Here is a 24,386-nt window from a genome sequence, read left to right on the forward strand (position 1 = left end):
GGAGCAGAGCAATGGGCAGCATCACCCTAGCCGGCCGGCAGATCTTCACTCTCAACGAAAACGACAGATACCCCGAGCCAACTGTCAACAGCCCTCCTATGTTCGCGATTCGTGAAGACGAAGAGGGCCAGCACTGGCTTTATGTGTGGCATAAAGGGCGCTGGCCGCTCGTCTCAGAAGCGCCATTTGAAACAGAGGGCAAAGCCGTTGATGCGGCGCTCGCATTCGACTTTGCCACGCTGTACAAATAACCGGGGTCCACCCCGGCATTATTTTTACAGATGCCACGCAGCGATAACACCACCGACTAACGCATCAGCCCATTGCGCGGCGCCGAGATCGGTCGGGTGAATGTCGTCGTTGAGCGCGACTTGCACGACTCCACCCGGCAGTGTACCCACCGCTGTTTCACGCCAGCCATATTTCGCAGACATGAACGCCCAGGCTGGCGATTGCAGGATGTTCTGCGACTCACGGCCATCAAATTTGATGATTTTCTGCATGATGTACGGCGTGTACGTACTCCAGTCGCGCTCACTCGTCCAACCGATTGAGTGGCTCGATACTACGAAGCGACATTGCGGCAACACGGCTTTGAACTTCGTGATCATGAAATCCTGCGCCGCGGCAACGTCAGTAGCAGCGTAGCCACGCCAACGGTCGTTGACGCCCAACTGTAGAACGACAACCAGCTTGTCTGCAGCAGTCAGTCCACGCGCCGCCGCCCAGGCTGCCACATCGAAAATGTGGTATGACGGGAGGTTTGGATTGTCGGCGTATGACTGGCCGCTGTATGCCGTGTCATAGCACCATTGCGGCCAACTGGACTTGTCGTTTGCATCAGCAATTTTCAGGAATGGGTTTGTGAACTGTTCCTCGGCTCTGCGCCCCATATATGAGAACGTAGCCCAGCCGGCACGCCCCTCGAACGGAATACCCTCAATCGAGTACATCCCCACGCCCTGGTAAACTGAGCCGGTGCTGTTCACTGCGCGGTAGAGCCACGGCACGCAAATAGAACCATGGCTATCCATTAGCGCGCAGACTTTAATGGTTTCATCTGCCACCGGAGTCGCAACTCGAACAGCTGCCGATTTGCGGAAAACGTTAGCTGTATCGTCAGCGCGCGCGTTAACTTCAATCGTTGTTCCGCCGATCTCTTCCGGCCTGAACGTCACATCAGGCAACGCGCTGCGCAATACCGATGGTTTACCAGCTGCTGGCGTGCTGCTGATCGCCATATTCGCACCACTCAGCCACTCCCTCACTCCGCTGATGAAGTTCTCACCGTACAGCGTTACTGGGCGACCTGCGACCAGGTAAACAGATGAGGGAAACATAACATCTGTGCTCTGTTGCGCTCCAGAACCCGAACTGTCTGACGTAAGCTCGTTCGCTGCGGTGGATGATGTCAGGTAAATATCATTCACCGCTGAAAGCGCGACAAATCCCGTTCCCCAGTAAGCCGCCTGCGTTCTGGAATACACGCGTATTTCATAAGCGCTAGCCCCCACATCGGATTGTAAATCAACGAATCGCCTAGCTCCGTCAGTGATAATCGGAGTTTCTGGGCTTGCCCAGCCTCCGGCATGACGCAGACGGATATAGGTGTTGGCACCGTTAGATTTAACAGCATACATCACGCGTAATTTTGCACCTGCCGGCTGCTGCGGGATAGTCACTATTGCTTCTGAATAAGCCGTACCAGGTGACGCAAAACGCCAGGAATTGTTCGACGTTGGTGTAAATGATGAGAAACCACTGCCAACAGGTCGCGCCGATTCAACATATGCCGATGACTGCAAAATTGCAGACGCCAGGCGTTCAGTTAAAAGCGTCTCTGGTGTGTATGGCGATCCCGTCATCACACCCCAGAGCCGGTTATACGAAACCTGGGAGTTTTTGCAGTAGATGTAAGCCTGACCTGCATCCGCTGTTGCAGCAATCGTGACGGAGTTTAAACCAGGACTGAAAACAAGCGGGTATTCAGCGCTTGCCCACCCGTTTCCTGCCGTGTTTCTCAGACGAATAAACGGAGTGCCTCCAGCTGTGTTCAGTAACTGATAATAAAACGTTACTGATTTACCTGAGGATACAGAGATATCACCGCGCGCCTCTGCATATTTCGCAGTATTAGTCCGAATTGTATAGAGGTTGCCACCCTCAACGCTGAATTCATCAAATGCAACATTAGAAGATGCAGGGCCGTTATTAAGCTGTGGTATCATGCCAATGCCAATGTCATCAGGTGGCATGTCATGATAGGCTTGTGAAGCCGAGAAATAGACACCGTCAACAGACAGCAAATTAAAGAAACCTGATGCTGAAATAGGCTTTGTTTGTGTCCTGGTATAAATAACAACGGTATCAATCATTCGATCTGCAGTCGTGGCAATCTCAACAGTTCGCCACAGATCGTTTGTTTTAATGACTGTTTCAGCGGACGCCCACTCTCCGGTGCTTGAGTCAAATAAACGAGCATATGTCCACCCTGCTGTTGAAGCTATCTTGTGCTTAAACTTAAATGTTCCGCCAGATCTTATTGGCAGCATCGACAAGCGCACTTCCGCATAAGCAGTCCCATCACCTGTTACTTTAAATGTATTCGGAGACGAACTCTCAAACGATGAATAGCCTGTAGACCTAACTCCCCTCTCTGCATATTCACGTGAGTTCTGAGCCTCATTGATCAGCGTAGTAACTGTGGACGTGATAGGACTTTCATTTCCGTACATGATAAACATGTACAAATCACAATCCGTTGTGTTCCCTGTGTCGCTGTAGAGACGGATTTCTGATGCGTCAGCCGTAGCGGTTAATGTCGCCGTCAATAATCCATGACTTGGCGTCATGCGAACAGACTGGCTCGCCCAACCACTCGCACCACGCAAACGCAAGGTAGGAGCTACACCAGATTTTAGAGTTAGTCTGAACCAAACTTCGACCGTAGTCCCTGAAGGAACCGAAGTTATTGCCCCTTTAGCTTCCTGATACGCACTACTTGCGGAGGTGAAAATAACCCGGTTAAAATTTACTTCCTGGAAAGTAGTTAGGTTGACGTTTGACCATTCAATATGGTGACCAATTTTAACCTCATCATTCAGTCGTTCTATTTCCCTATAACTAGCCTCGCTATTGATAAACACCGCGGTGCCACTTTCTTTCTTGTAATATTTGAATAGATATATATTGCCTGTAGAATCTGGTATCGCCACGCGGAATCCCTTACCCTCCGCTGTCCCGGCAATCCCAGCAATCGTCCCATCAGGGTCTGACGGTGATGTGTAGTAGGTGTTGGCGTCTGCGATGTTCTGGGCGTTTTCTGCGGCTTCCTCGGCTCGCTCAGCGGCGGCATCAGCGCCTGAGACAGCCTCTTTAGCCTGGCGACTAAACTTAAACGCGGCATCAGCTGACTGAGCGGCGCTATCCGCAGATAGGCTGCTCTTTGCTTCGTCTGTTGCTTGTTGTGTGCTACGGGCTCCCAGCACAATGTCTGTGCCGACGACGCCATCAACTGGCAATCCTTCAGATGACATAGATGATTCTCCGAGATACTGGTAAAATCTTCGATAATTTGATTGGTTTAGAGATAAATAATGAGCGGAATTCTTGTAGGCAAGTTAATAAAAAGAGATGGAAACAACTTGGACCTTATACGGTTAGTGGCCTCATTGTCTGTTATTGTCTATCATTCTTTTGCTCTAAACCCGCAATGGGGAATAACTGACCCAGTAAAAAATTTGTTTGGATACATGACAACGGGCGGCCTAGCCGTAAAGGTTTTTTTCTTTATAAGCGGTCTGTTGGTAACTAATAGTTTGCTATCGCGAAACTCAATCATACACTTTATTGCCTCTCGTTCACTCAGGGTTTTCCCCGGACTGGCTTTTGTTGTAATAATAACAGCATTTTTAATAGGGCCGATATTTACAACAATGCCTATTGCTGAATACTTTAAAACTAGCCAGCCGATAGTTTATGTCGTGAAAAATTTGCTATTAGATACCCAGTACACGCTGCCTGGTGTTTTTGAGAAAAACAACTATGGAGTTAATGGCTCTTTATGGACGATTCATTACGAGGTGTTGGCCTATATTATTTTGGCATTGCTTTATGTAACTAAAGTTGGAAGCTCAAGATTGATATCATCCCTACTATGCCTCATCGTAATCATAGAACCAATCACTCCATTTAAAGGGGTTTTGTTTGCTGGCTCAAGTAACAACGCAATCTATCTATTGGCACCATGCTTTGCACTTGGAGTACTACTAGCAATAAATAAAAATCACTTTCATACTAACATTTACATTCCTTTTATATTTCTTGTTGCTCAATTCATATTTAACGATGAGCATTTTAGCTCTTTATTGCTATGTATATCCATATGCCTTATTTCTCTTCACATTTCATCGATGAGATTAATTGTCGGCTTGCATTTAAAACATGACATATCATATGGTGTTTATTTATGGGGATTTCCTATTCAGCAAATAATATCTCAAAATTCAAACCTTCACCCGGCGTTAAACATAGCGTTATCAATTCTACTGGCAATAATCATGGCATTTGCGTCTTGGTTTCTTGTTGAAAAACCAGCGATGCGATTTGCAAAGAAAATCGCAGATAAGAAACCAAGACAATTATCAATTAAGAGTACTCACAAATAATCAGAACTCCTGGCGCTCCTGAGTAACCATTGATTGCGGCAGATGAGGGCTGGCGAGCATTGCCACCGCCACCGCTTCCAAATCCGCTACCAGCCGTACCAGACGAGCCAGAACTCCCTGATCCAACTCCACCGCCCCCGAATTGAGAGGGGGAGCCATCACCACCAACGGCGCCAGTGGAAGAGTTAAAGAACAAGCCGTTCCCCCCTCGACTACCTCGCGAAGAAATTAAGTTCCCTCCTGCTGGATTAGCGCCAGGAGCCCCTCCTACAGCAATGAAGGCTGAAGATGAGGGGTTGGTCGAAGAAGTCCCGCCTTGTCCGCCGGTCGCGGTTGCCAGCAAGCCGAACGAAGTATCGCCTCCAGTGCTGCCAGAATTTCCTCCGATACCCCCAGCGCCACCAGCTCCAATATTTATCGCCACCGAGCTACCGATGCTTGAAATATCGAACTTTCCTCGAATGTAACCCCCTGAAGCACCACCTCCGCTTACAGCTGCATTATCGCTGCTTGTGGAAGAACAACCGCCGCCGCCACCACCGCCTCCAATTGCCTCAACAATTACGTATCGCGTTCCAGGTGTTGGCGTGTAAGTGCCAGATGCGGTGAAACGCTGAATGCCGATCAGGCAGCCGCCCATCGCCACCTTGAGCTTATCCAGCAAGCCATTCACATCGCCATCATCCAGCACATCCTGACCGGTTTTATCGGCAATAAACTGCCCCAGCACAGCGGCCATTGTCGAGCCCTGGCGCCATACAGTGTTGAGTTCCTCGGACTTCGCTACTCCCGAACTGAAGCCCGCCGAGCGCGCCGGCAGCGCCTGATATTCAGCATTCGGTAAAACGTTGGCGTTTGCCGCAGTGCCGAAGGGTAAAAATTCGTTCTTAGCCATGTGTTGCTCCCAGCAGTGTTCCCCATGCTCCCTTGTCGAAGCCGGAGATGAATTCATTATCGATATCGAAGCCGAACAGCGGCCCAGATTCGGTGGTGATGGTGTAGTTTTTGATACGGACGGTTGACGGTTTGATATCCAGATACCCCAGTTCGATCACAGCTTTCATGACCGGTGTAATGCGCTCGCCGGTGATGTAAACGGACATCGTCATGTCGAAGTTATCGACGGCGAAAATCTTCGTTTTCCCGTCTGGGAAAATAATCTGGTAGACGTCACTGAGCGTCTCCGTGGTTCCGTCCCAATGGTTGGCCGCTATTTTCGCGCGTATGATGGTTCGGTAGGTGTCATCGTCCAGTTCAGTGAAGCCGCCGGCATCGAATCGCCCGCGCCACAATCCGGCATCAAAACCCAGTTCCTCATCATCAAGCGAGAAATAGACGCCGGTGATTGGCGTCGCGATCTTCCGCCCTATCCCTACCCACAAGCCAACAGCGTCCAGTTGCACGCCTACGGCTTTATCCAGGTCGAAATCGTCAATCAGCTTCGCTGTGGCGTTCTGCACGTCGATCAGGGGCTGGGTGATAAGGGAGATATGGTCGTAAAATTTCGGCTTGTGCTTGTGATAGGACGTGATGATCTTTTGGTATTTCGTCTCACTCATGGGATCACCACCACTTCGACATTCGCCGGCGCACAGGCGGCTACCGCGTTGAATCCGATCACGACGTTTGCCGGAGCCAGGCTACCCGGCGAGGTGCCGATCTGCAGGTCGGTAATGTCGAACGTTGCGCTGTCTGCGCTGCCGTTCAGGTTGGCAGGCAGGAACAGGCGCGTCAGGTATACCGGATCGCCGATCTCGATTTCGTTGATGTATGCCGCGACAGCAGTTCTGATTTCCTCGCCGACCGCCGACGTGTAGCCCTGCAGCGCTTTGATCTCGACGCGCGCGAAAATATCAACGCTGGTCGGGCGGAAGAAACTGATCGGATGCACGATGCCATATTTGTCGGTGACACTGATCGTGGTCGTGCCGTAAGTGCCGCCACCTGGCGTTTTCTTGGTGGCGATGGTTTTGGCGATCGCAGCCGCGTCACCGCCGGCAACAACAAGTGAAATGCTGTGTGGTGGTAAGCCGTTGGCATCTTCTACGCTGGTGTCGTTCTCATAGCCACGGTATCGCTCTACGCCGTCCAGCGTTGCAACGGCGCCCATAATGCCATCCAGTACCGTCAGCGATGGGATAGCCACGGATTTCGACTGGCGCTGGCGCAGCTCTGCATCCGTCTCCACTTTTCTCCCAGCGGTTGCGGCCGCCGGGTTGGTTACCGACTGCCAGCCGCGCGTAGGGGTGCCGATCTCTGTAATGCTGCCGGCAGGCGCCACGACAGCGCCATCAATCTGGCATGTCGCGGTCACGGTCACCGTGCCATCAATGCCGATGACAACACTGGCAGGCAATGACCAGCTGATGCCGTTGCTGTCTCGCACTGTGCCGTTGGTGATCAGCGTGCCGACCTGCCCCACGATCCGCACATCAGCAGTGGAGCGAGACGCCGGCGTTACCGAAATGCCGTTAATTTTCACGTTGGAGGCCAGGCCGCGGCCCTGCGCCGTTGCCGGGCTGAATGAGTTATAGACGGCGATCGCCATGTTGTTAACGTCATGGATGCCGCGAGCATAGATAGCCAGCATCTGGCCGTCTTTGCTGTCTGATTCCAGATAGACGTCGTCACCGTAAATTTGTTGGAAATAACCGGTCAGCGTGTTGAGTATCGTCTGATAATCGGGCGCGCTGATCCCGCTCGCGGTCACCTTGGCCGCAAGCCCTAACGTATCGAGATTGAGCATTATGCCTCGCTGGTTACAGTCGTTTCGCCGTACAGCGTGTTGATGGTCGCGGTGAACGTCACGCGGCGCGTATCGGGGTTATATTCCGTGGTGAATTCGAGTATTTCGGTCACGCCCTGCGTGCCGAGGATCCGCTCGCGCACAGCCATGTTGTAGGCGGCTGATTTGTGCTTGCCGAGTATCGTCTCGCGATACGGCGTGCCGTCGGTCACATCGAGAAACCATTCGCCCGTCCACAGCTCAAAACGCGTTTTCACTGCCTGCGCGACCGCCTCCGGGGTGTTCTCCAAAAAGGTGTTGTCACCCTGGCCAAAGGTGTAATCGCCGTTCTCGTCCTCTTTGCGGTACTTCACTCCGGGCCTCCTGTCTGTCCGCCGCCAGTTTCTACGCCGCCGTGTTTATGCGTCTGCAGACTGATGCCACCGGCTTTTACGTCGTTGGTCACGTTCACCGGCCCCAGCATCGTCGCCGTGCCGCCATCTGCGCCCATGCCCTGCGACAGGTTGCCGTTTATCGTCACGTTGCCGTTGAGCACGATTTCCGGTGAGTTGATCTCTGTGCCCCCCTGGGCGCTGGCGGTAAGTTTTCCGGGCGTGGTGACGTTAACGGCGTGGCTGCCTGGGTCGAGTTCGATAAATGCGGCGCCGTCGTCGGTGCGCAGCTGCGCGGTTGTAGTGCTGATACCGCTGATTTTATTCGCTTGCGACTGCGGGCCGATCAGAGCGAAAGCGTCAGCAAGATGGTGCTGGCGTTGGTCTACCGGCTCCTGCACTCCGCCGTTCTGCCACCAGTAATCAATGCAGCGGTCGGCGAACACGACAAGACACTCATCACCAGCAGCCACTGGAAACGTCAGCGTGACGCCTCCACCGCGCGGGAATACGATAGGAACATCTACCAGCAGCGGCAGCGCCACCGATGACAAGACGCCGTCAGATTGCCGCACAGAGGCTTTAACGGCCGGTTGGATCGTGGCAGTTACCGCGCCAGCGTCGAAAGACTGGATGATGCCCGGCATTGCCACCCGTAGGCTGGTACTGAGCGAATCGGCCACGGCTTTCAGCACCAGCTCGGGGGAGTCCTGGCGTTCGTTGTTCGTTACCACGTTATGCTCCTGCCCGGATAGTTGATTGGTTCAGCAGCCCCGCGCCGCCCTTGGCAATACAGATCATGTCCTGATACCAGGCGTTGCCGCGCGTGTCGCCGTAATAGGCGATGTTCTTCACGATATAGTCACCGTCCATGTCCAGCACTGCCGGCTGCTGTATGGAGGCGCCCGCCGTGCTGCCAGTGGCGATCTCTTGGTTGGACAGGCCGACCTGGTTAATCGATTTGTTGTCGAGGCGGATCAGCGTGTCGAGTTGGATATTCGGGTTAATCAGGCATTTCACGTTGATGCCGCCGTTAATGGTTTGCTCAGGCATACCGATCAGGCCCGTCTGCGCGTTCAGCACGATAGCATCGGCCAGATAGGCGTTTTCCGGCACCATCTGCAGACGCCCGTTCTCATAGCGCCATGTTGCCTTGCACTGCGCCGCCAGGCTGGAAACTTCATCCCGGTGCATGCCGAAAATCGGTTTACCGCGTGGTGCCTTGGTAGTGGCAAATTCCGGCGTAGCGCCGGCGACAATGTCATAAACCCCGATCGGCTTCATCAGCGCGGTGTGAACGTCCTGCTGCGTGTACCCAGCCGCCAGAGTGGTGTTCATCACTGCAAAGTTATGCGCCTGGTCACTATCGGCCGCCTGGATCACCACGTAGGTGTCGGTCGGGTTTTCACGCCCGCTGTAGGAATACTGGATTTGCCCGGAAAAAATCAGTCCGAAATTGTCCTGGTAGCCGGCGACAAATTTTATCTGCGTGAACTCGTTTTGCCTGATCCGGCTGTTGGTGTTCCGGCTCAGGTTGTAAATCTTGAACATCGCCGTGGCGGGGTAACTGATATCTGGCCTGCTGATGTTGAAGCTGATTTTCAGGCCGGATAATTCCAGCCCTTCCCCGGCATCGTTCGCCACGATCAGGCTGCATTTTCGCATCCAGTTAATAGTCATAGGCGCCCCATAAAAAACCGCCCGGAGGCGGTCAGTTGGTCAGAAAGTAGAGGTGGGACTCAATGCCCAGGTTGGTCTGCGTCGGGGGTGCCAACACAGCGGGATCGGACATCACGAACAGCTGACCGCCAATCCCGAGGTAACGATACTGCGCCAGCAGGTCAGCACCAGCCACCAGCGGGATTCCCTGGATAATCGGCGTCTTGTCGTTACTGGCAATGTCCAGCACCCACCCGGCCACATCGCGCCACATCAGCGTGAGCTGGTATTGCACGCCGGCCAGCTGGATAGCGAACTGCTGTGATACCGGCGTAAGGGGGATTTCAACCAATGCCAAGGAAGCCTCCCGCAGACTTTAAAATGCTCTGCTGCTTTTCCGGTGTGGTCGGGTTTTTCAGCCCTGTGTTGCTCACGCCGCCGGTGTCCTGGGGCGATTGCATGTTTTCCGCCGGCGTGGTCGTCACCTTCTGCGTTTCGGTGATGATGAGTTCGCGCAGGGTGAGCGTCGTCATCAGCACGTTTTCGCTGGTTTTGTCGGTCAGCACCTCGATAGCGCGGATCATCATGTTCTGGTACTGCCGCTTACCGGTCGTCACCGCAAACGGCACTTTGCTTTTTTTCAGCTCGAGCAGTTGCTGATAGACGTCCGCCGGGCTGGTGCCCAGCGATAAACCGGTACTGACGTTAAAAATCTCCGTCGTGTCGATTCCGTCGATCAACGATCCGCCGCTGGCAAAGCCCAGCTCCATTGTCACCTCGGCGGGGCGATCATACGCATGGTCGCTTGTCGGCGCGCCGAGCTCCACGGGGTGCTCGGTGATTTCCGTCGCGTCCATGTGCTTCTCGCTGATTGCCACGCTCGGCACGATAATGCCGATGCGGCGCCGCTGCTGTGAGAACAGCACAGATAAAATATCCATCAGCCCACCTGTGTTTGCATGTTGCGCGTCTGCCGGCGGTAAACGCCCTCAACCGCATCACCGGTCAGGCGTGCTGTTTCGCGTGGATCACCGCCGCCCTGCACGTTGATGTTGAACACGGAGCTATTCGAGCCACCAGCACCAACGGCTGACTGAGCCGCCTTCAGCACCATATCCGGCGCGTAGGGATTTTTTCCGTTCTCAATCTGCGTGATGCCATTCATCAGTGTTGCCAGCACCTGCGGATCCTGAATATTCAGCGAGTCACCCCGACCAACGCCGAGCATTTTGCTCAGCTTGTTGATATAGGCCTGGGTGTTGTTCTCGCTGGCCGGCGCAAAGCGGCTGATGATGTCCTCGACAGATTGAAGCTTCTGATACCCTGCGGCCTTTGACGTGCCGTTGTAGTACGCCTTGATCTGCTTACCCAGCGCCGCGAACCCTTCAAAAGCAGAATTGAAGCGAGCAAAGCGGGGTGTGGCGTGATCTTCCAGCGTCGCGCCGTTCTGGCCGACATAGTTCAGGTTGCCGGGATTGTTGTTGCGGATACCGCGCGGCTCATTGCCACCTGAAAACTGACCGCGTATCCACTGCCCAACGCTGCGCGGGTCGAAGCCTGTTTTGTCCTTAACCCAATCGGCGGCGCTGTTCGCGCTGTCGGTGACAGCAGGCAACGCGTCAGGATTTCCCTGCCCCTGGCTAAGCAACGCCTTGCCAAGCCTGCCAACCTCGCTCCAGTTTCCGTCCTTCAGCGCGTTGATGAGATCGCCGATCATCGTCATCATCTTGCCGAACTCGCCGAATTGCTTCGTTAAGTCGGCAATGTCACCTTTCAGCGACCAGCTTTTCAGGTCGATGTTCAGCAGCTTGGCGATTTCCTGCCCGACGCTGAATATGGAATCCCGCAGCTCTTTTATCCCCTTCATCGCGGCATCGATTTCAGGCTTCCATTTTCCCCAGTTGATCAGGCTGTCGCCGCCTTCTTTCCAGACCTGATAATCGTCATAGAGCGCCACCAGCGCAGCAATAAGCGCCGTGACCATGCCGATCGGGGAAGTGAGGAACGCGCTATTCAGCAGCCGCCACGCCAACAGCAGGCCGCCCAGCACCTTAATCAGCCCCTTGGTTGTATCATCCAGTCGATCCCACCACCTCATGAGATCGCCAGCGCCCTGCACGCCCCGATAAACCAGCGTCATGATGCTATCGGCCAGTGAAAGCACCTTTTTCAGCACGGCGGTGATCGCCCCCTCTATTTTGGGGAAGTTGAGGAGGATATTTTTGCGGAAGCTTTCGAGATTCCCGGCCAGTCCGCCGGCAAGATTACCGCCGATTTTGTCGCGCATGATGCCGAACAGATTCGCCAGCCCGCGCATTTGGGTCATGAACTTGTTCGACTGCTCCGCGGCCTTCTGTGAATCGAACCCTGTCGCCTGCAGCATGCTCTGATAATCAGAGGTGAATCCCTTCACACCCCGCCGCATTGCCAGCAACGTGCTTTCGTCAATGCCGAGGATCTGCGCATACTGGTTGGCGCGGTAGTACGGCATTTTCGCCAGCTTGTCGCCGACCAGCGTCACCAATTGGGCAGTGTCACGCAGATTGCCGGCCGCGTCTCGCGTCTGAACCCCCAAATTACGCAGGAATCCCTCTGCGCCTGGTGTCGAGCGCAGGAAGCGCGCCAAGTTGTCCAGTGTGCCGTTGAACCCCTCCACGCTGCCGCCCGCCTGGCTGAAGGCGTAGCCGATAGCCCTGATATTGTTCGCAGTGGCACCAGTACGCTGTGACTGCCAATAAAGGCGTTCGAGGCTACTGGCGATCTTGGTCGTGAACCCGACGACGGTCAGCGCGGCCGCTTCGACCGCAGCTCCCATCTTGATCGCATTCATCGTGACGCCGGAAACCACCGATTCGAACTTGCGGCCTCCGGCCTCGTCGATGTCGAACCCCAGCGAGATCAGGAAGTCCTTGATGGTTTCAGCATTCATTTTCTGCCTGCCATTTTTTTATCAGGTAATTATTTTCCGCCTCAACATCAAGCGACTCATTCATCAGCGCAATATCAGCCAATGACAGCGTGCCGTCCTTAAGCGACTCATAGCTGCACATGCGGGCATGTACCGGGCGCAGCAGATAACTGCGCCCTTTTGCCAGCGATTCCAGCGCTAAGCTGATTCCTGGGCCGTGTTGCTGTCGCTCACGGGGAGTGCGGGAAAAAAATCACCGAGGGAGTCCCGCACCACGTTGCCGACAATTTTCACCAGATCCAGTCCGTTGAGGTCATCGAACATCATCACACGCTGACTTGGCTCATAGATTCTTGTCCAAGCCTTACCCTGTTGGCGCTGTACCACAGACAGGCAAGCATGGTTGATCTCCGCGCGGCCTTCCCGGCTCAGCTGGCCGATGGCCTTCACCACCAGCGGAATGATCTCGTCAAACAGGCGGTTTTTATCCTCCTGCAGCGACTTCCCATTACCGGCCATGATGTCTTTCAGCAACGGGATAAGGCCGGATAAAACCGGCGCCAACGCGATAGCCACATCTTGTTGAGCGAATGCGTCAAGTTTGGCCGCGCGATACTGCACGCCCTTAATTTCAAATTCCATGCATCACTCCTTAGAAGGTGCCGAGCAGTTGATCGACCATGCCGGCGTCAAATACCCAGGACACGGTGCCGCCGTCTTTGGCGTTCTGCCAATCGGGGATTTTCTGGAATGCTACCGAGCGTGCGGTGCAAACGTCGTTGCTGGCGCTGTTACGCATCACGATCACGTTATTGCCCCAGGTAGCGGAAGAGAGCGACTGGGCGTTATACATCGCGCTCAGTTTCGCATTGGTCGGCGAGGTTTTGAGCAACGTCACCGTAATCGTGCCACCTTTACCGGCGTGCAGGCTGTGCATCACAGATCCGTCGGCGCCGATGGTCATGGTGTTCTTCGCTTCAACCATCGTGACAGTCATGCCTTCCTCGGCATTGCCCGAGCCATAGCCCAGATCGAACGCACCACCGGGGCCAACGATAGAGGCGGAATAATCCAAGAAGCTGTAAGTAGACATTTTTGCCCCTTATCGATTTACGTTGATGATGACGTCGGCGAAATGCACGGCGCCGGCCAGTTTGATAGCGCACTGGATCACCGGGGCCTTACGGGCCTCTCGGTCTGCCTGTGCCTGGCTGGCGATAGGCGGCGCGTAGGTGTAATAACCCGTTGTGAGCGTGTCACCGGTAGCCAGGTTGCCGATTGGGTCGCCATTCCATACGCCCGGCGCCATCAGGCCGTTAGTGACGCCCTGCTCAAGCGAGCCGTTGACGCTGGTCAGCAAGCGCGTAATGCCCGGATCGGTCTGCGGCACTTTGGTTGTGCTGGTATAGAGCACGTTATAGAGGTTGTTCTGCACGTAGTTCTGCAACCAGTCCAGGCCGTGGCGCTCATCGAAGAAATCTCCGTTGCACATCAGGCCTTCCTGGATGATCGCCGTGTCGTTGTCGTAGTTGACGAACACGTTGCAGTTTTTCGCCGTCAGCGTCTTGGCCTGCGTCTGCGTGAGCGTTTCCGCTGCAATGCCAGGCTGCTGCTTGAATTTCAGCGTGATTGTGGTGTTGTTCCCGAGGAAATTCACGGTAAATGCACGCCCGAAGATTGACGCCGACGCATACGGGCTCGCGCTGGAATACTGAATGAAGGTGCGTCCGTATTTGGCGTTTTTCAGCTTGCTGGCGATGTCGTTCTCGTTGTCCAGATCCAGCACGCCGGTGTTTTGCGTGGTGTAACCGAAGATGCGGGAAACGTCATCGGACTGGATAAAGGCAGCCACGCTGATCACGTCGTCATCGCTCAGCGATGTGTCGGCGATCTGCAGGCCATACCAACCGGTAGACATGTCGGCCAGTTTGTAGATGCAGGACTGGATATTTTCAGCAGCCGCACGCGGAATAGCCAGCGCGCCAGCGTTCTGAACCGCCCCCATCATTGCCGAGATGTCCGTGCCGGTCGTATTGGCCGAGCCATACCCCACCGCCGACGATGCACCGGTCGATTTTGAGGTGATGATGAATCGGCTGTTCACTGCATCCCACGTCACGTTAGCCGTGCTCAGCTTCTCCGCAATCCGCGCGGCCACGCCGTTCAGGTTGGTTTCTGCTGAGAAGTCCACAGCGGTGATCGTCTTGTTGGTGCCGTCGATGCTGATTTTCATCGCGCCATCGGTCACCGAAGCCCAGGTGCTGATTGCCTGCTGCGCCGGCGTCAGAATGGCACAGCGCAACAGCGCTGCCTGGTCTTCTTTAATCCAGCGGCTGATGTACAGCGTGCGCGGCTGCGGCGTCTGCTGGAAATACAGGTTAGCGGCCTTATACTCCGGCGCCTCCATACCGAAATCCGCGCCGACGTCGGTAATGCCAGAATAGCTACGCATGCGCTGACTGCCGTCAATGACATCAGAGCCACCGACGATCAGCAGCGCGCCAAAGTTGCGCCCCTGTGCAGCGCGCAGCGCCATATTCACCGTCACATTGACGATGTTCGATACAGGTAAGCCCTGTGACATAGATTATTCTCCGAAGAATTGAACCGGTGCTTCCACCAGCGACTTGATGCCGTACTCGCGGATCACTTTGCGACGCAGGCGCACGGCGATGTCATACCGGCGCACCCACTGGTTGTTGATGAGTTCTGGAAGGTTGAGTATCCGCCCACAGTCGAGGAAGTTCAGACCGATTTTTTTCAGTTCGTCGTTGTTCTGCGAAACAAAAATCCCACTGCGGAATTGAGTCGCGACAGACATCCCCTGCGGGCCATAGAAGCAACATAGAATTTCGATGGTTTCATGCGACCACTGCTCGGCACTTTCCTCTCCCTGAACATGTGCGGGATACATATCGTCAGGAAGGCTGGTAATGCCGAAAGCGCACCAGGTGGTGCCTGTTCTCGGAATTTGGATTTGCGGGTCAGTCCAGCGGGGATAGACCAAATCTTTATGTAATCCAGTCAGTCCACGGATCCAGCGGCTTAACAGTCGCTCCAGTTCCTCGTCATAGGCAGGGCCGTTACCGGTCGGCGTGAGATATCCGGGTGCTGTGCTATCGTTGCTCATTTAACCCCCTTCTTGCCCCATCAGCTCACAGTGCGCCTGAACAAAACCGGCGCCATAGCGCGTGTAGGGATCGACGAATGTCACCCGATACAGGCCGCCGTTATACACGACAAGGTCGGCATCAAGGTTAGGGCCATCGGCGGCGCTCTTTCGGCCCTGAGTGAGCCTGAATTGCGTCACGATAAGAATGGCACCGTTAATGTTCTGGCCGGCAGCCATACGCCTTGCTTCAAGCGAGCGGTCAACAGTCACTACGCCGCTAAAAGGGATTTCCTGTGGGGTGTTGATCGGAAAGTTGTCATCGTCCGTCGTCTGTATCTGCCGGCGGCAAATCAGCGATAGGTCAGCAAAATCCGGATCCAGCAGCACCTCGGTCACGTCGAGAAGCGGCATTATTTACTCCTTACCACGTAAGTGATTGAGCGCAGCAGGTAACCGTGAGCATAGAGCGGCTTGTCGCCGGGAATGCCCCTGGCGCGCCGGTTAGCCTTCGTCATCTCAGAGAGAGGGTGAAGCCTGTCACCGGCACCAATGACCGCCTTGGCACCATCCCGAGCAATCTGTCCAGCGCTTTCAAGCTCCCGCTGCGCCGCCTCTGTTTTACCGTTCAGCGCAGCCACGGCCGCCGCCTTCAGGTGCTCAGTGGTTCGCGGCTTGGTGTCCTCGATCCCCATATCCAGAAACGGGCGCGGTGGCAGCGTGACGGTTTGGCCGCCAAGCTGCACCGTAGCGCCGGTAGATTGCAGATAGCCGATCTCCGCGTTGTTCAGGCTCTCGCCATCCTCACGCGTTGCGTTAGCCTCTGGAATGCCCACCAGCACATCCATTTTTGACAGCGAGCGCAAAGACGAAAACACCGATTCGGCATTGTCCTTCCTGACCTTGAGCCCGCTTTTCACAGGATTTGCCTCCCACCCGCGCCGAACATCGACCACCACCAGAAGAACTCCCTCCCATAGGCGGTGTTATTCCAGAAGCCAGCATCGGGATCGATAACCCCTGACACGTCATAGCTGACGCTCACCTTATCGACCGATTTGGATGTTGCCACCCCGGCCGAGCCGTTGCTGTTCACCAGTCCCAGCCCAGAACCAGCCAGCGCGCGACCGCGCAGCTCCGTGTAATGCGCCGTGAAAAGCTCAGCGAGATACACGAACTGATCACCCAGCACGTCTTGATTGAGGATGGCGTCGGCCTGACCGAGGTAGAAATTTACAGCTGCATCGGGGTAGCGGGTCTTGTCGGCAAACTCAGGAAAGTCAGCGCGGAATTTTTCATTTGTTGGCAGTAGGCTGTTTTTTGGCATTGTCGGTCACCTTTGCTGCTTCCAGTTGCTTCTGCAGATCGGCGATAGTGGCTGCGTGCTCGTCAATGGTCTTGGTGTGCGCGTCACGCTGCCCTGTCAGCTCGGACACCTTGTTCTGCTCCGCTTCCAGTTGCTTCTGCAGATCGGTTACCTGGCCTTCCAGTGAATCCACCCGCAGAGACAATTCTCCGTCCTGCTGCTCCTGCTGCAAGTCAGACTCAGACAGCGGTTTGGCGTGGTGGGTGAATGCCCAGTGCTTTTTAACGTGATCGGGGAAGCTGTCGTGAATGCCCGGCGTCAGTTCATGGCGGCTGCCATCAGCAAAGCTGAGAGAAGCGGCCGAAGATACGATGTATTTCATTTCGTTGCTCCATGAAAGGCGGGTTTCCCCGCCATCAGTTATCAGGCCGCCGGCACGTCAAGGTAGGCGATGGTGTTGGAATAAGGTGTTTCCACCTGGCCCAGTTTGCCGTAGTACACGGTGAGCTGTTGCATGCCGCGATATTCAAGCGGCGTGCTCAGCAGCGGCACCATTGGGAAACGCACAAATTTCTCGTCCTGGGTGTAAGCGACGATACGATGCGCGCCACCAGCCCCACGTTTGGAAGCCCACTTCATGGAGACGATTTCCAGCGGCTCGCCGTTCTCCTGAAATGCGATGGTGTTGATCTTCACGTACTCCAGCACCGAGATGTTGCCCGCGGAGGAAACCTTCTTGCTTGCCAGCAGGCCGAACAGTTCCGGCGCCAGGCCGATTTTTGCAGGGCATACCGCGTAACCAGAACGTACCCAGCCGTCGGTCAGCACCAGGTTGATGTCCTGTACGATAACGTCCGGGTCAGTTGTTGCCGTCCACGCTGCAGAAGCGGCGATCGGCGTCACGGATGGCAGGTTGAGCAGGCCAGAAACACCCAGCTCAGAATCGCCGACGTACACCTGTTCGTCGGTGTCCATATTCCACTTGAGCTTCATACCTTCGTACTTCTGTACGTCGATAGGACGCCCCACCTGTTGAGCGGATGCCAGCTCCAGCACAGTCCAGCCCACTTCCTGCGCCCACGGGGTCAGGTTGTTACGGGTTGGCAGAATATCCATTTCAATACCCGGAATGGCGGTAGCCTTCTTACCCAGCCAGTTTTTTCCTGTAGGGTTAGGGCCGCCGACGCTGGCGAAATCGGTATTGGTGAAGGATGACACTTCATCAGCGATAGAGATGTCGCTGCGCAGCGGCATATCGCGCGTCCATTTCACAGACGTCAGCGGCATGTTCAGCGTCTGATCCATGCGCTCCAGTTCGCCGACGAGGAAAACGCCGGAGGAGTCGATGGTGGCTCGGTCAATAGTAAACATTCAGTGTTCCTCAGATGTTGAAGGCAATTTCGACACGGCCATCGGCTTCGCCTGGCCCCATTACCTCTGCACTTAACAGCTGAGGCGTGTTCTCGGCGGTGGCGTCCGGCGTCAGCACGAAAGTGCCTACCGGACTGCCGGCAGTACCACCAGCGACGCGAACATAAATCGGGTCGCCTTTCTTGGCGCTCGGCGCGGTGCCGACGGTAGCCTTGACGCAGATATAACCGCGTTTCAGGTTGTCGGCCACCTGGTTCACGCTAACCCCCAGATAAGCCAGATCGGCGTAGGAGGTGATCGGGTACGGACGAACCAGGATCCCCTTCACTTTGTCGATGGTGTCGCCTGACTCCAGCGGCACAAACTTGTCGTTAACGTACTTACCGGCCAGACCGTAGGAGGCGAATTGCTTCTGGTGGTCGAGAGTTACCGGCTCAATGGTGAGATCGCGTGGACGCGTCACAGCACCAGCAATGCCCATAGGCATACGGGTTAAATAAGCATTTCCAGCCATGTTGATTACCTTATTTGCGTTCGTTCCAGAATTTACGGTTCAGCTCATTGATCTGGGCTGGCGTGAGGTTTTTTGGGGCCGTTGCACCGTCGATGGTGCGATTGTTGATTGGCGGGGGCGTGACGGTGTTTTTCACCTTGCTCATCTGCACGGCAGCAGTAAATACCGCATCAACAGTGGCCTTTGGCGCCTTGTTGAAGTCAGCCACACCAAACGCCTTCAGGCTGTCACCGGTACGCAGTGCCTGGTTCAGCACCTGACGCTTGAGCCCCTTATCGCCGTTCGGCTGGAAGCCAGGACAGATGATTTCCGCATCGGCGATGATGTTGCGCTTGAAGTCGGCATCGCCGGTGACTTTCTTGTCTTCCTCTGCGTCTTCATCGCCTGTCGGGGTGTCGTCTTCCGGGTCGGAGTCGGTGGTTTTGCCTTCCAGCTTATCCAGGCGCGCCAGAATGGCCGTAGCCCACTCAGGAACGTCAGCATCACCGGTTGGGTTATCGTCCTCCGGGTCTTCGTCGGTGGTCGTGCGACTTTCAGCCGGTAAAGCGGTTGCCTGTGAAGGCACGTTGATGTTGATGGTGTGACCGGGGATAGAGCCCATACCGTCAGATGGAATCTCCGGCGCCTCGTCGATGAGTTTGCTCAGAGCATCCTCATCTTTCGTCTTGATGGCCGTAGCCAGTTTTTTCAGCCATGACATTACAGGCTTCTCCTTTTTGATGGTTGGGGCTGAGTCCCCGATAGCACAACGAGAACCCGCCCGCCCCCGGTCGATACCGACGGCAAGATGGTTTCCTGTGATTTGGTATTGCTTGCCCTTACCGGGCGATAGCTGCTTGTACTGCGCGTCGTAGCCGCAGCTGACATCGGTCAGCCCAGCGTTGATCCGGTCGATGGCCTCTTGCCGCTTCACCAGTACATCAGCGATCAGTAGGTCTGATTTGTCGCCAGTGCCGCGCCGAACGTTCTGAATATGGCCGTGAGCCAGCTCCGCGAAGTTGGTCGGGTTGACGAAAACGATATTGCCGTTGCCGTCTTCGGGGTGCTCCAACGTGACAGCGACGCCCTCAAAGCTCGCCATTGTCTCAGTAGAGAAAACCTCGTCCTCTGTGCGGTAGACATGCACCAGGCCATCCAGTCCCGGTTCAAGGTCAATCTCCTCCGGCAGGTAGGTTTGCACGCCGGTACGTGCGATGGGCACGTCTTTGCACAGCAGCGCGCCATCTGCCGTCTGAAAGCGGGTTTCGCCCAGGCGGGTCGTGAAGAAATATTTCATGGGTTACCTGCTGAATGGCGGCCACAAAAAAAACCGCCAACGGCGGCCAGTTATTTTCTTGGCCCAGGTATGTGAACCTCAGACCAGCATTTGCAATTCGGCAGACATCCGGCGTGACCGGTCATGCCGTCCAGCGTCGGCGGGTTGTGCCAGTACACGAACTTATCCCGCATTTTTTTGTGCGATGGTCGCGTACCTGCGCCCTCAATGCGCCACCAGTACCCCTCAGAGCCAACAGCCAGCGCGCGGGCCTGCGTCAGGGCGCCAGTAGCGCGCCCTATCTCCGTGCGTGCAATCATCCTTGCCCTGCCGGCGGCAACATCACCGGACTGCATGATCATCTCGTACAGCGCGTCAGGGCGTTCGCCGTGAATGGTGGCCTGTATGGCGCGCTGCTGGATTTCACGAACACGGTCGGCGGCTTCCAGGGGCAGCGACTTCATCAGCTGGATTTGCCGGTAGACGATATCCTGTGTCACCTGGCCGATCGGCGTGTTGCCGACCACATCACGAAGCCCCTCGGAAATCTGCTGTGATACCGATTTCCACTGGTTCCACTCCTCGCGCTCCACCTGCAGGAACATTTTCTGACCGACCATTGCCGCCCAGTCGTCCAACACCTGCGAGTAGTCGATGAGGTGATCGGCTACCGTGTCAGCGCTGGCCTGGGAACCATCGTATGAGCCAGTGACGATTTTGTTTATCTCGCCGACTATCCCCAGTAGGCTTTTCTGATACTGGATCTCTGAACGACGGCGGAGCGCCGGTTTCAGATTCAGACTCCTCATACTGCGACTTCGCATCTTCGATATCCTTGTCGGTGATTGAACCACCGATGCCGATCACGTCTGATATGTTGCGCAGATCGTTGAGCGCGGCCGCCGGCGACATACCGATATCACGCACGGCTGTTGCAAGCGCGCTGGCGACGTTGTTCGCCATCGTGGCGCGGTCAATGTCGGACATCTCCCAGAGCTTGTTGAACTCGAAGGAGAAGTCGTCAGGCAGTTCAGAACCAAACAGCGAGCGCCAGGTGATATCCATTAGCCAGCGGATGTGACGACGCAGTCGCCGTTCCTGCTGTGAGTTTATGCGGCTGTAGTAGTTCTCCAGGTCACCGTCACCGGTACTGAAACCTGATGGAGATTGACCAAACAGGCGCACCAGAGGAATGCCTGTAGCGCCTGAAACTTGCTCAGCAAAGCGCAAGATGACGTCGGCGATACCCGCAAATGAATAGCTGTGCGTGGCGAACTCATCGCTTTTGTCCATGATGGTCATGCCTTCGATGGTCTGGAACTCACGGATCATGTCCATGTGTTTCATCAGACCTTCTTCCAGCGTGCCGCCCGTCGCGAGGATTTTTCGCAAGCCTTCGATGCTGTAGGTGCGTAGGTGCGCTTTGTGGATCAGCTGTGTGGTGCCGGCGGTGGCCGTATCGAACCCCTGAATGCGTTCGAAGATGCGCTCAATCACCGACATGCCCCAGCCGTTTTCCGTAATCGACTGCTGATAGGGCAGTGAATCACCTTCCATGCGGATTAGGCGGCTGTGGTGGATCCTCCAGGGCGGAATGCCTTTCTGGTTCGTCACCACCTTATAAAACTTCGGCTTGCCGAAATCCGGGCCATACTCGGTGACTGGATCGTTATAGGATGGGTCGAGTTGCCAGCGGTCAAAGCACATCACGCCTTTAAACTGCCCCTTCTTGATGCGGTCGATAATGAGCTTTGAGCTCATGTCCTGACCTTCAATCAGCACCACCAGCACCGCGCCGCCGTAGAGACGTGACCACTTGAGCGTATCGTTCAGGCCGTCCCAGATAGCCGCGGAATCCCAGAAGGTTTCCACCTGGCCCTTCTGCCCCGGCTTCAGCTTCGATGTGATGCTGACGCCTTTGCGGGTCATGTCATCGGCAACGGCATCTACCGCAGCGCCGACCAGAAACGATGACCGGTAGGCAAATTCCAGCATCACGCGGTTGCGGGTGATGTAGCCTGGCGTGTAGGTTCCGGCAGATTGGATATTCTGCGTCTGTGCGCCTAACTTGGCGGGAAAGTTGTTGTACCCGTCAGCTGTCGCAACGGGCTTTTTAGCGCCGTTTCGGCGGTTTTTGCGGGCCATCTTTCCCTCACTGAAAATTGTCGTTTTTCGGCACTATTTAACATAATGGTCGTTAACCGCACCGACGAAACAGCACTCACCCGCTGATTGCGCTCAGTGGATGATTTATCTGGGTTTTCTCGTCGGAATAGCCGAAAACGGACTGCATAAACAGTGCATAAAACAGGGGTGATTTTGCATAGCCGTTTTTTAAGTCCAAACGGCTATTTTGTCGTTACTGCTGCTTGCCGAGCGCGGCCCAGACACCCAGATCGCCTTCGCTGGTGATGTAGCCATCAAGCGAATAGCGCACCGCGTCCCACAGGTGGTTGTGCTTGTCCACAACGACGGGCAGCACCTCCCCGGTTAAGCGGTCGGTCTTGTACGAGTAGAGCCTCGCCTCATCAATCATGTGCTTGCATCGCTCATGAATGATGATTTCCTCGAAGCCCTTCAGGTAGGCGATCCCATCCTCCACGCTTCCAGGCCATTTAGCGGCAGCATCAATGACGAATCCCTGCCGCGACAAATAGCTGATCGTTTCCGGTCGGCTGCTGTCGCCGTGGATAGGCCACTTTCTGGCGCCAGGTATGCCCGGATACTTTTTATCGTCTCCGACCTTCCACTGACTTAATTGGTCAGCGGGAGCGCCATCTTTCCCTGCGTAGAACTTCCATAGGTCATCAAGCTCAACACCTACGCCGTAGGCCTCATACTCGATATAGAGCCGGCGCCCAAGGATAAAGCAGCGCACCAGCGTTGACGGGTCATTGGCAAAACCGAAGTCCGCGCCGAAGAACAGGCGGTCAGCCTCAAGCCATAGGTCATCAGAGAATGCCTCAACCCGGTATTTACCCGAGAAGATGACAGCCTCACTGATAGCCTTCGGCAACCCTAACCAGATGTGCTCATAGGCTTCAAAGTCAATGCGTTTGCAATATTCCATCTCCTGCCGAAGAACCTCGGGGAAGAAGGCATTATCGCAGTAATTGACCTTGCGGATAATCGCACCACCATCAGGCGGATCCTCCTGGTGCCGGATCATCATTGCGTAGGTTGGGTCGGTTTCTTCACGCGGGTTGAATGACACCCACACTTCGGACTTATTCGCGCGCACCGTTGGGCTGAGGATGTCCCAGCTGTCCTGAGATACCGTCTGCGCCTCTTCCACCCAACAAATCTTGATGCCGTGCATCGACTTAATGGACTGGATATTGTTGCGCAGGCCTTTGAACGTAAAACGTGTTCCGTTGCGGCCGGTGATCTCGTTGTTCTTTACCGAGTAGAAATGGTTGAGCCCGAGCGCGTAAATCTCCGCCTCCAGCAGCGCCAGGACGGAATCACCGATAGAGTTTTGGAACTCACGCGCGCAGAGGATGATCATTGGGTCAATGGCGCCGAGAATAACCAGCGCGCGGGCAATCTCTACTGATTTGCCGCCACCACGTCCGCCGAATGTCCAGCGCCAGCGCACAGAACCGATCGGGGCGTCGTACAGGACATCTGTCGCCCAGTCACTACTAAAGGCATACAGAACGCCGTCGATTATGACTGGGCTATCGGCTTTCCCTCACGCAGCTTTTCCATGTGAGAGGCCCACACGTCCTCTGGGCAGTTCGCCGGGGTGACGATGCAGACCTTGCCGTAACTCAGGCCAGCCAGATCGACATTAACCTCGGTCTTGTTCGAGCTCATGTCGATACCGGTCAGCTGCGCAGCGTTCTTGACGTTGGGAGCCACCTGGCCGAACTTCTGATTTTTTAGCGCCAGCTGCGCAGATTTATATGACAGTTCCGCCAGGTGGCCGGCGTTGAACGAAACCAGCAGCGCAGCTTCATTGCGCAACTCCTTTACCCTAGCCTTGATGTCAGGGCGGCGTAAGAGCACGGACGCTTGCGATTCAGCATTCGTCGGCGCATAGCCTGCGCAGATCGCCGCCTCTTTCTGCGGTATACCCTGCGCAATGTTCTGCGCAAATTGCTCATGCTGCGGTTTTAAAAGGCTTTGGCTTTCTTTGGTGCTCCCTTCATCTTCGCCACCGACTTCCTGCGGTGCCTGCTTAGGCGCGGTAGGGCTTTGACCGTTTTGCGCACTCTGCGCACTGCGCACTTTTTTCTGCGCACTTTGCGCATCATTCTGCGCAGGCAGTTTTATATAGCGTCGCGCGCTGGTGTAGTTAAGTCCCTTCGCCTCGCACCATGCCTTGGGGGATATCTTCGTCTTGGCGTGCTCGGTGAGGAACTGATTCTGCAATGCCCCCCAGTCCGGTTTTGCCATGATTCCTCCAAAATAAAAAAGTCACCAGCCTCTACCCCACAGCGAGCCGGATAGATTCGGTGACTTTGCTTTGCGCATT

General features: G+C 55.3%; 28 protein-coding genes. 2 read left to right on the plus strand and 26 right to left on the minus strand.

Features of this window, described 5'->3' with window-relative positions:
* The first annotated feature begins 11 nt into the window (after window positions 1-11).
* The gene (locus ACJ8J4_RS04645) at window positions 12-251 is read left to right on the plus strand and encodes a hypothetical protein (RefSeq protein ID WP_141997413.1); all 240 of its coding nucleotides are present in this window, start codon (window positions 12-14) and stop codon (window positions 249-251) included.
* A 24-nt stretch (window positions 252-275) separates the two neighbouring features.
* Here ACJ8J4_RS04645 and ACJ8J4_RS04650 read toward each other — a convergent pair whose 3' ends face one another.
* Window positions 276-3,536 carry a hypothetical protein gene (locus tag ACJ8J4_RS04650; RefSeq protein WP_442515991.1) on the minus strand — a complete coding sequence of 1,087 codons (3,261 nt, stop codon included), beginning with the start codon at window positions 3,534-3,536 and terminating at the stop codon, window positions 276-278.
* A gap of 60 nt (window positions 3,537-3,596) precedes the next feature.
* Here ACJ8J4_RS04650 and ACJ8J4_RS04655 point away from each other — a divergent pair, with 60 nt between their 5' ends.
* Window positions 3,597-4,667, plus strand: coding sequence for an acyltransferase family protein (locus tag ACJ8J4_RS04655; RefSeq protein WP_442515992.1), 1,071 nt, complete (start codon window positions 3,597-3,599; stop codon window positions 4,665-4,667).
* Here ACJ8J4_RS04655 and ACJ8J4_RS04660 read toward each other — a convergent pair.
* From ACJ8J4_RS04660 to ACJ8J4_RS04780, 25 genes are all read right to left on the minus strand, one after another.
* Window positions 4,648-5,562, minus strand: a complete 915-nt coding sequence (locus ACJ8J4_RS04660; RefSeq protein WP_442515993.1) for a glycine-rich domain-containing protein — start codon at window positions 5,560-5,562, stop codon at window positions 4,648-4,650. The genes ACJ8J4_RS04655 and ACJ8J4_RS04660 overlap by 20 nt on opposite strands.
* On the minus strand, window positions 5,555-6,226 hold the full coding sequence (locus ACJ8J4_RS04665) for a DUF2612 domain-containing protein (protein ID WP_442515994.1): 672 nt from the start codon (window positions 6,224-6,226) through the stop codon (window positions 5,555-5,557). The genes ACJ8J4_RS04660 and ACJ8J4_RS04665 overlap by 8 nt, the downstream gene beginning before the upstream one ends.
* Entirely contained in the window at window positions 6,223-7,416 is a 1,194-nt protein-coding gene (locus ACJ8J4_RS04670) for a baseplate J/gp47 family protein (RefSeq protein WP_442516062.1), read from the minus strand. The genes ACJ8J4_RS04665 and ACJ8J4_RS04670 overlap by 4 nt, the downstream gene beginning before the upstream one ends.
* The gene (locus tag ACJ8J4_RS04675; protein WP_057523820.1) at window positions 7,413-7,766 is read right to left on the minus strand and encodes a hypothetical protein; all 354 of its coding nucleotides are present in this window, start codon (window positions 7,764-7,766) and stop codon (window positions 7,413-7,415) included. Before ACJ8J4_RS04675 ends, ACJ8J4_RS04670 begins: the two co-directional genes overlap by 4 nt.
* The gene (locus ACJ8J4_RS04680; protein WP_442515995.1) at window positions 7,763-8,518 is read right to left on the minus strand and encodes a Gp138 family membrane-puncturing spike protein; all 756 of its coding nucleotides are present in this window, start codon (window positions 8,516-8,518) and stop codon (window positions 7,763-7,765) included. The genes ACJ8J4_RS04675 and ACJ8J4_RS04680 overlap by 4 nt, the downstream gene beginning before the upstream one ends.
* A gap of 1 nt (window position 8,519) precedes the next feature.
* Complete coding sequence (locus ACJ8J4_RS04685) at window positions 8,520-9,464, minus strand: phage protein (RefSeq protein WP_442515996.1); 945 nt, start codon at window positions 9,462-9,464, stop codon at window positions 8,520-8,522.
* A gap of 31 nt (window positions 9,465-9,495) precedes the next feature.
* Window positions 9,496-9,801: a phage baseplate plug family protein gene (locus tag ACJ8J4_RS04690; protein ID WP_057523739.1), complete on the minus strand. Its 306-nt coding sequence runs from the start codon at window positions 9,799-9,801 to the stop codon at window positions 9,496-9,498.
* Window positions 9,788-10,384: a phage baseplate protein gene (locus ACJ8J4_RS04695; RefSeq protein ID WP_442515997.1), complete on the minus strand. Its 597-nt coding sequence runs from the start codon at window positions 10,382-10,384 to the stop codon at window positions 9,788-9,790. The genes ACJ8J4_RS04690 and ACJ8J4_RS04695 overlap by 14 nt, the downstream gene beginning before the upstream one ends.
* Complete coding sequence (locus ACJ8J4_RS04700; protein ID WP_442515998.1) at window positions 10,384-12,372, minus strand: lytic transglycosylase; 1,989 nt, start codon at window positions 12,370-12,372, stop codon at window positions 10,384-10,386. Before ACJ8J4_RS04700 ends, ACJ8J4_RS04695 begins: the two co-directional genes overlap by 1 nt.
* Window positions 12,362-12,493: a DUF6889 family protein gene (locus tag ACJ8J4_RS04705; RefSeq protein WP_406948158.1), complete on the minus strand. Its 132-nt coding sequence runs from the start codon at window positions 12,491-12,493 to the stop codon at window positions 12,362-12,364. The genes ACJ8J4_RS04700 and ACJ8J4_RS04705 overlap by 11 nt, the downstream gene beginning before the upstream one ends.
* Before the next feature lie 56 nt (window positions 12,494-12,549).
* Window positions 12,550-12,993: a phage tail assembly chaperone gene (locus tag ACJ8J4_RS04710; protein ID WP_440495388.1), complete on the minus strand. Its 444-nt coding sequence runs from the start codon at window positions 12,991-12,993 to the stop codon at window positions 12,550-12,552.
* Window positions 12,994-13,003: 10 nt separating this feature from the next.
* Window positions 13,004-13,444, minus strand: coding sequence for a DUF3277 family protein (locus ACJ8J4_RS04715; RefSeq protein WP_442515999.1), 441 nt, complete (start codon window positions 13,442-13,444; stop codon window positions 13,004-13,006).
* 9 nt (window positions 13,445-13,453) lie between these two features.
* On the minus strand, window positions 13,454-14,935 hold the full coding sequence (locus ACJ8J4_RS04720) for a DUF3383 domain-containing protein (protein ID WP_442516000.1): 1,482 nt from the start codon (window positions 14,933-14,935) through the stop codon (window positions 13,454-13,456).
* A 3-nt stretch (window positions 14,936-14,938) separates the two neighbouring features.
* Window positions 14,939-15,481, minus strand: coding sequence for a phage neck terminator protein (locus ACJ8J4_RS04725; protein ID WP_442516001.1), 543 nt, complete (start codon window positions 15,479-15,481; stop codon window positions 14,939-14,941).
* Entirely contained in the window at window positions 15,482-15,874 is a 393-nt protein-coding gene (locus ACJ8J4_RS04730; protein WP_442516002.1) for a head-tail adaptor, read from the minus strand.
* Window positions 15,874-16,380 (minus strand): hypothetical protein, encoded by a 507-nt coding sequence (locus ACJ8J4_RS04735; protein WP_442516063.1) that lies wholly within the window; start codon window positions 16,378-16,380, stop codon window positions 15,874-15,876. Before ACJ8J4_RS04735 ends, ACJ8J4_RS04730 begins: the two co-directional genes overlap by 1 nt.
* On the minus strand, window positions 16,377-16,787 hold the full coding sequence (locus ACJ8J4_RS04740; protein WP_442516003.1) for a DUF4054 domain-containing protein: 411 nt from the start codon (window positions 16,785-16,787) through the stop codon (window positions 16,377-16,379). The genes ACJ8J4_RS04735 and ACJ8J4_RS04740 overlap by 4 nt, the downstream gene beginning before the upstream one ends.
* Complete coding sequence (locus tag ACJ8J4_RS04745; RefSeq protein WP_442516004.1) at window positions 16,756-17,148, minus strand: STY1053 family phage-associated protein; 393 nt, start codon at window positions 17,146-17,148, stop codon at window positions 16,756-16,758. Before ACJ8J4_RS04745 ends, ACJ8J4_RS04740 begins: the two co-directional genes overlap by 32 nt.
* Window positions 17,149-17,189: 41 nt before the next feature.
* Window positions 17,190-18,137: a DUF2184 domain-containing protein gene (locus tag ACJ8J4_RS04750; protein WP_442516005.1), complete on the minus strand. Its 948-nt coding sequence runs from the start codon at window positions 18,135-18,137 to the stop codon at window positions 17,190-17,192.
* 10 nt (window positions 18,138-18,147) lie between these two features.
* Entirely contained in the window at window positions 18,148-18,651 is a 504-nt protein-coding gene (locus ACJ8J4_RS04755; RefSeq protein WP_060441692.1) for a structural cement protein Gp24, read from the minus strand.
* Between the two features lie 10 nt (window positions 18,652-18,661).
* A complete protein-coding gene (locus tag ACJ8J4_RS04760; protein WP_442516006.1) occupies window positions 18,662-19,927 on the minus strand; it encodes a DUF2213 domain-containing protein in 1,266 nt (421 codons plus the stop codon).
* A gap of 50 nt (window positions 19,928-19,977) precedes the next feature.
* Entirely contained in the window at window positions 19,978-20,526 is a 549-nt protein-coding gene (locus tag ACJ8J4_RS04765) for a phage head morphogenesis protein (RefSeq protein ID WP_197804472.1), read from the minus strand.
* Window positions 20,527-20,581: 55 nt separating this feature from the next.
* On the minus strand, window positions 20,582-22,051 hold the full coding sequence (locus ACJ8J4_RS04770; protein WP_442516007.1) for a DUF1073 domain-containing protein: 1,470 nt from the start codon (window positions 22,049-22,051) through the stop codon (window positions 20,582-20,584).
* 214 nt (window positions 22,052-22,265) lie between these two features.
* Entirely contained in the window at window positions 22,266-23,504 is a 1,239-nt protein-coding gene (locus ACJ8J4_RS04775; RefSeq protein ID WP_442516008.1) for a PBSX family phage terminase large subunit, read from the minus strand.
* 71 nt (window positions 23,505-23,575) lie between these two features.
* On the minus strand, window positions 23,576-24,307 hold the full coding sequence (locus ACJ8J4_RS04780; protein WP_442516009.1) for a terminase small subunit: 732 nt from the start codon (window positions 24,305-24,307) through the stop codon (window positions 23,576-23,578).
* Window positions 24,308-24,386 lie beyond the last annotated feature (79 nt).

Origin of the sequence: Serratia sp. CY47280, from assembly GCF_052168655.1 — a bacterium.
GTDB lineage: Bacteria > Pseudomonadota > Gammaproteobacteria > Enterobacterales > Enterobacteriaceae > Serratia > Serratia bockelmannii.

Coding starts and splice junctions, on each gene's coding strand:
- ACJ8J4_RS04755 (WP_060441692.1), bottom strand. CDS start 18,651: ATGGCTGGAAATGCTTATTTAACCCGTATGCCTATGGGCATTGCTGGT.
- ACJ8J4_RS04760 (WP_442516006.1), bottom strand. CDS start 19,927: ATGAAATATTTCTTCACGACCCGCCTGGGCGAAACCCGCTTTCAGACG.
- ACJ8J4_RS04700 (WP_442515998.1), bottom strand. CDS start 12,372: ATGAATGCTGAAACCATCAAGGACTTCCTGATCTCGCTGGGGTTCGAC.
- ACJ8J4_RS04725 (WP_442516001.1), bottom strand. CDS start 15,481: ATGAGCAACGATAGCACAGCACCCGGATATCTCACGCCGACCGGTAAC.
- ACJ8J4_RS04780 (WP_442516009.1), bottom strand. CDS start 24,307: ATGGCAAAACCGGACTGGGGGGCATTGCAGAATCAGTTCCTCACCGAG.
- ACJ8J4_RS04695 (WP_442515997.1), bottom strand. CDS start 10,384: ATGGATATTTTATCTGTGCTGTTCTCACAGCAGCGGCGCCGCATCGGC.
- ACJ8J4_RS04660 (WP_442515993.1), bottom strand. CDS start 5,562: ATGGCTAAGAACGAATTTTTACCCTTCGGCACTGCGGCAAACGCCAAC.
- ACJ8J4_RS04770 (WP_442516007.1), bottom strand. CDS start 22,051: ATGGCCCGCAAAAACCGCCGAAACGGCGCTAAAAAGCCCGTTGCGACA.
- ACJ8J4_RS04720 (WP_442516000.1), bottom strand. CDS start 14,935: ATGTCACAGGGCTTACCTGTATCGAACATCGTCAATGTGACGGTGAAT.
- ACJ8J4_RS04730 (WP_442516002.1), bottom strand. CDS start 15,874: ATGCCGCTTCTCGACGTGACCGAGGTGCTGCTGGATCCGGATTTTGCT.
- ACJ8J4_RS04740 (WP_442516003.1), bottom strand. CDS start 16,787: ATGCCAAAAAACAGCCTACTGCCAACAAATGAAAAATTCCGCGCTGAC.
- ACJ8J4_RS04645 (WP_141997413.1), top strand. CDS start 12: ATGGGCAGCATCACCCTAGCCGGCCGGCAGATCTTCACTCTCAACGAA.
- ACJ8J4_RS04715 (WP_442515999.1), bottom strand. CDS start 13,444: ATGTCTACTTACAGCTTCTTGGATTATTCCGCCTCTATCGTTGGCCCC.
- ACJ8J4_RS04650 (WP_442515991.1), bottom strand. CDS start 3,536: ATGTCATCTGAAGGATTGCCAGTTGATGGCGTCGTCGGCACAGACATT.
- ACJ8J4_RS04685 (WP_442515996.1), bottom strand. CDS start 9,464: ATGACTATTAACTGGATGCGAAAATGCAGCCTGATCGTGGCGAACGAT.
- ACJ8J4_RS04705 (WP_406948158.1), bottom strand. CDS start 12,493: ATGTGCAGCTATGAGTCGCTTAAGGACGGCACGCTGTCATTGGCTGAT.
- ACJ8J4_RS04765 (WP_197804472.1), bottom strand. CDS start 20,526: ATGGTCGGTCAGAAAATGTTCCTGCAGGTGGAGCGCGAGGAGTGGAAC.
- ACJ8J4_RS04750 (WP_442516005.1), bottom strand. CDS start 18,137: ATGTTTACTATTGACCGAGCCACCATCGACTCCTCCGGCGTTTTCCTC.
- ACJ8J4_RS04665 (WP_442515994.1), bottom strand. CDS start 6,226: ATGAGTGAGACGAAATACCAAAAGATCATCACGTCCTATCACAAGCAC.
- ACJ8J4_RS04710 (WP_440495388.1), bottom strand. CDS start 12,993: ATGGAATTTGAAATTAAGGGCGTGCAGTATCGCGCGGCCAAACTTGAC.
- ACJ8J4_RS04745 (WP_442516004.1), bottom strand. CDS start 17,148: ATGAAATACATCGTATCTTCGGCCGCTTCTCTCAGCTTTGCTGATGGC.
- ACJ8J4_RS04655 (WP_442515992.1), top strand. CDS start 3,597: ATGAGCGGAATTCTTGTAGGCAAGTTAATAAAAAGAGATGGAAACAAC.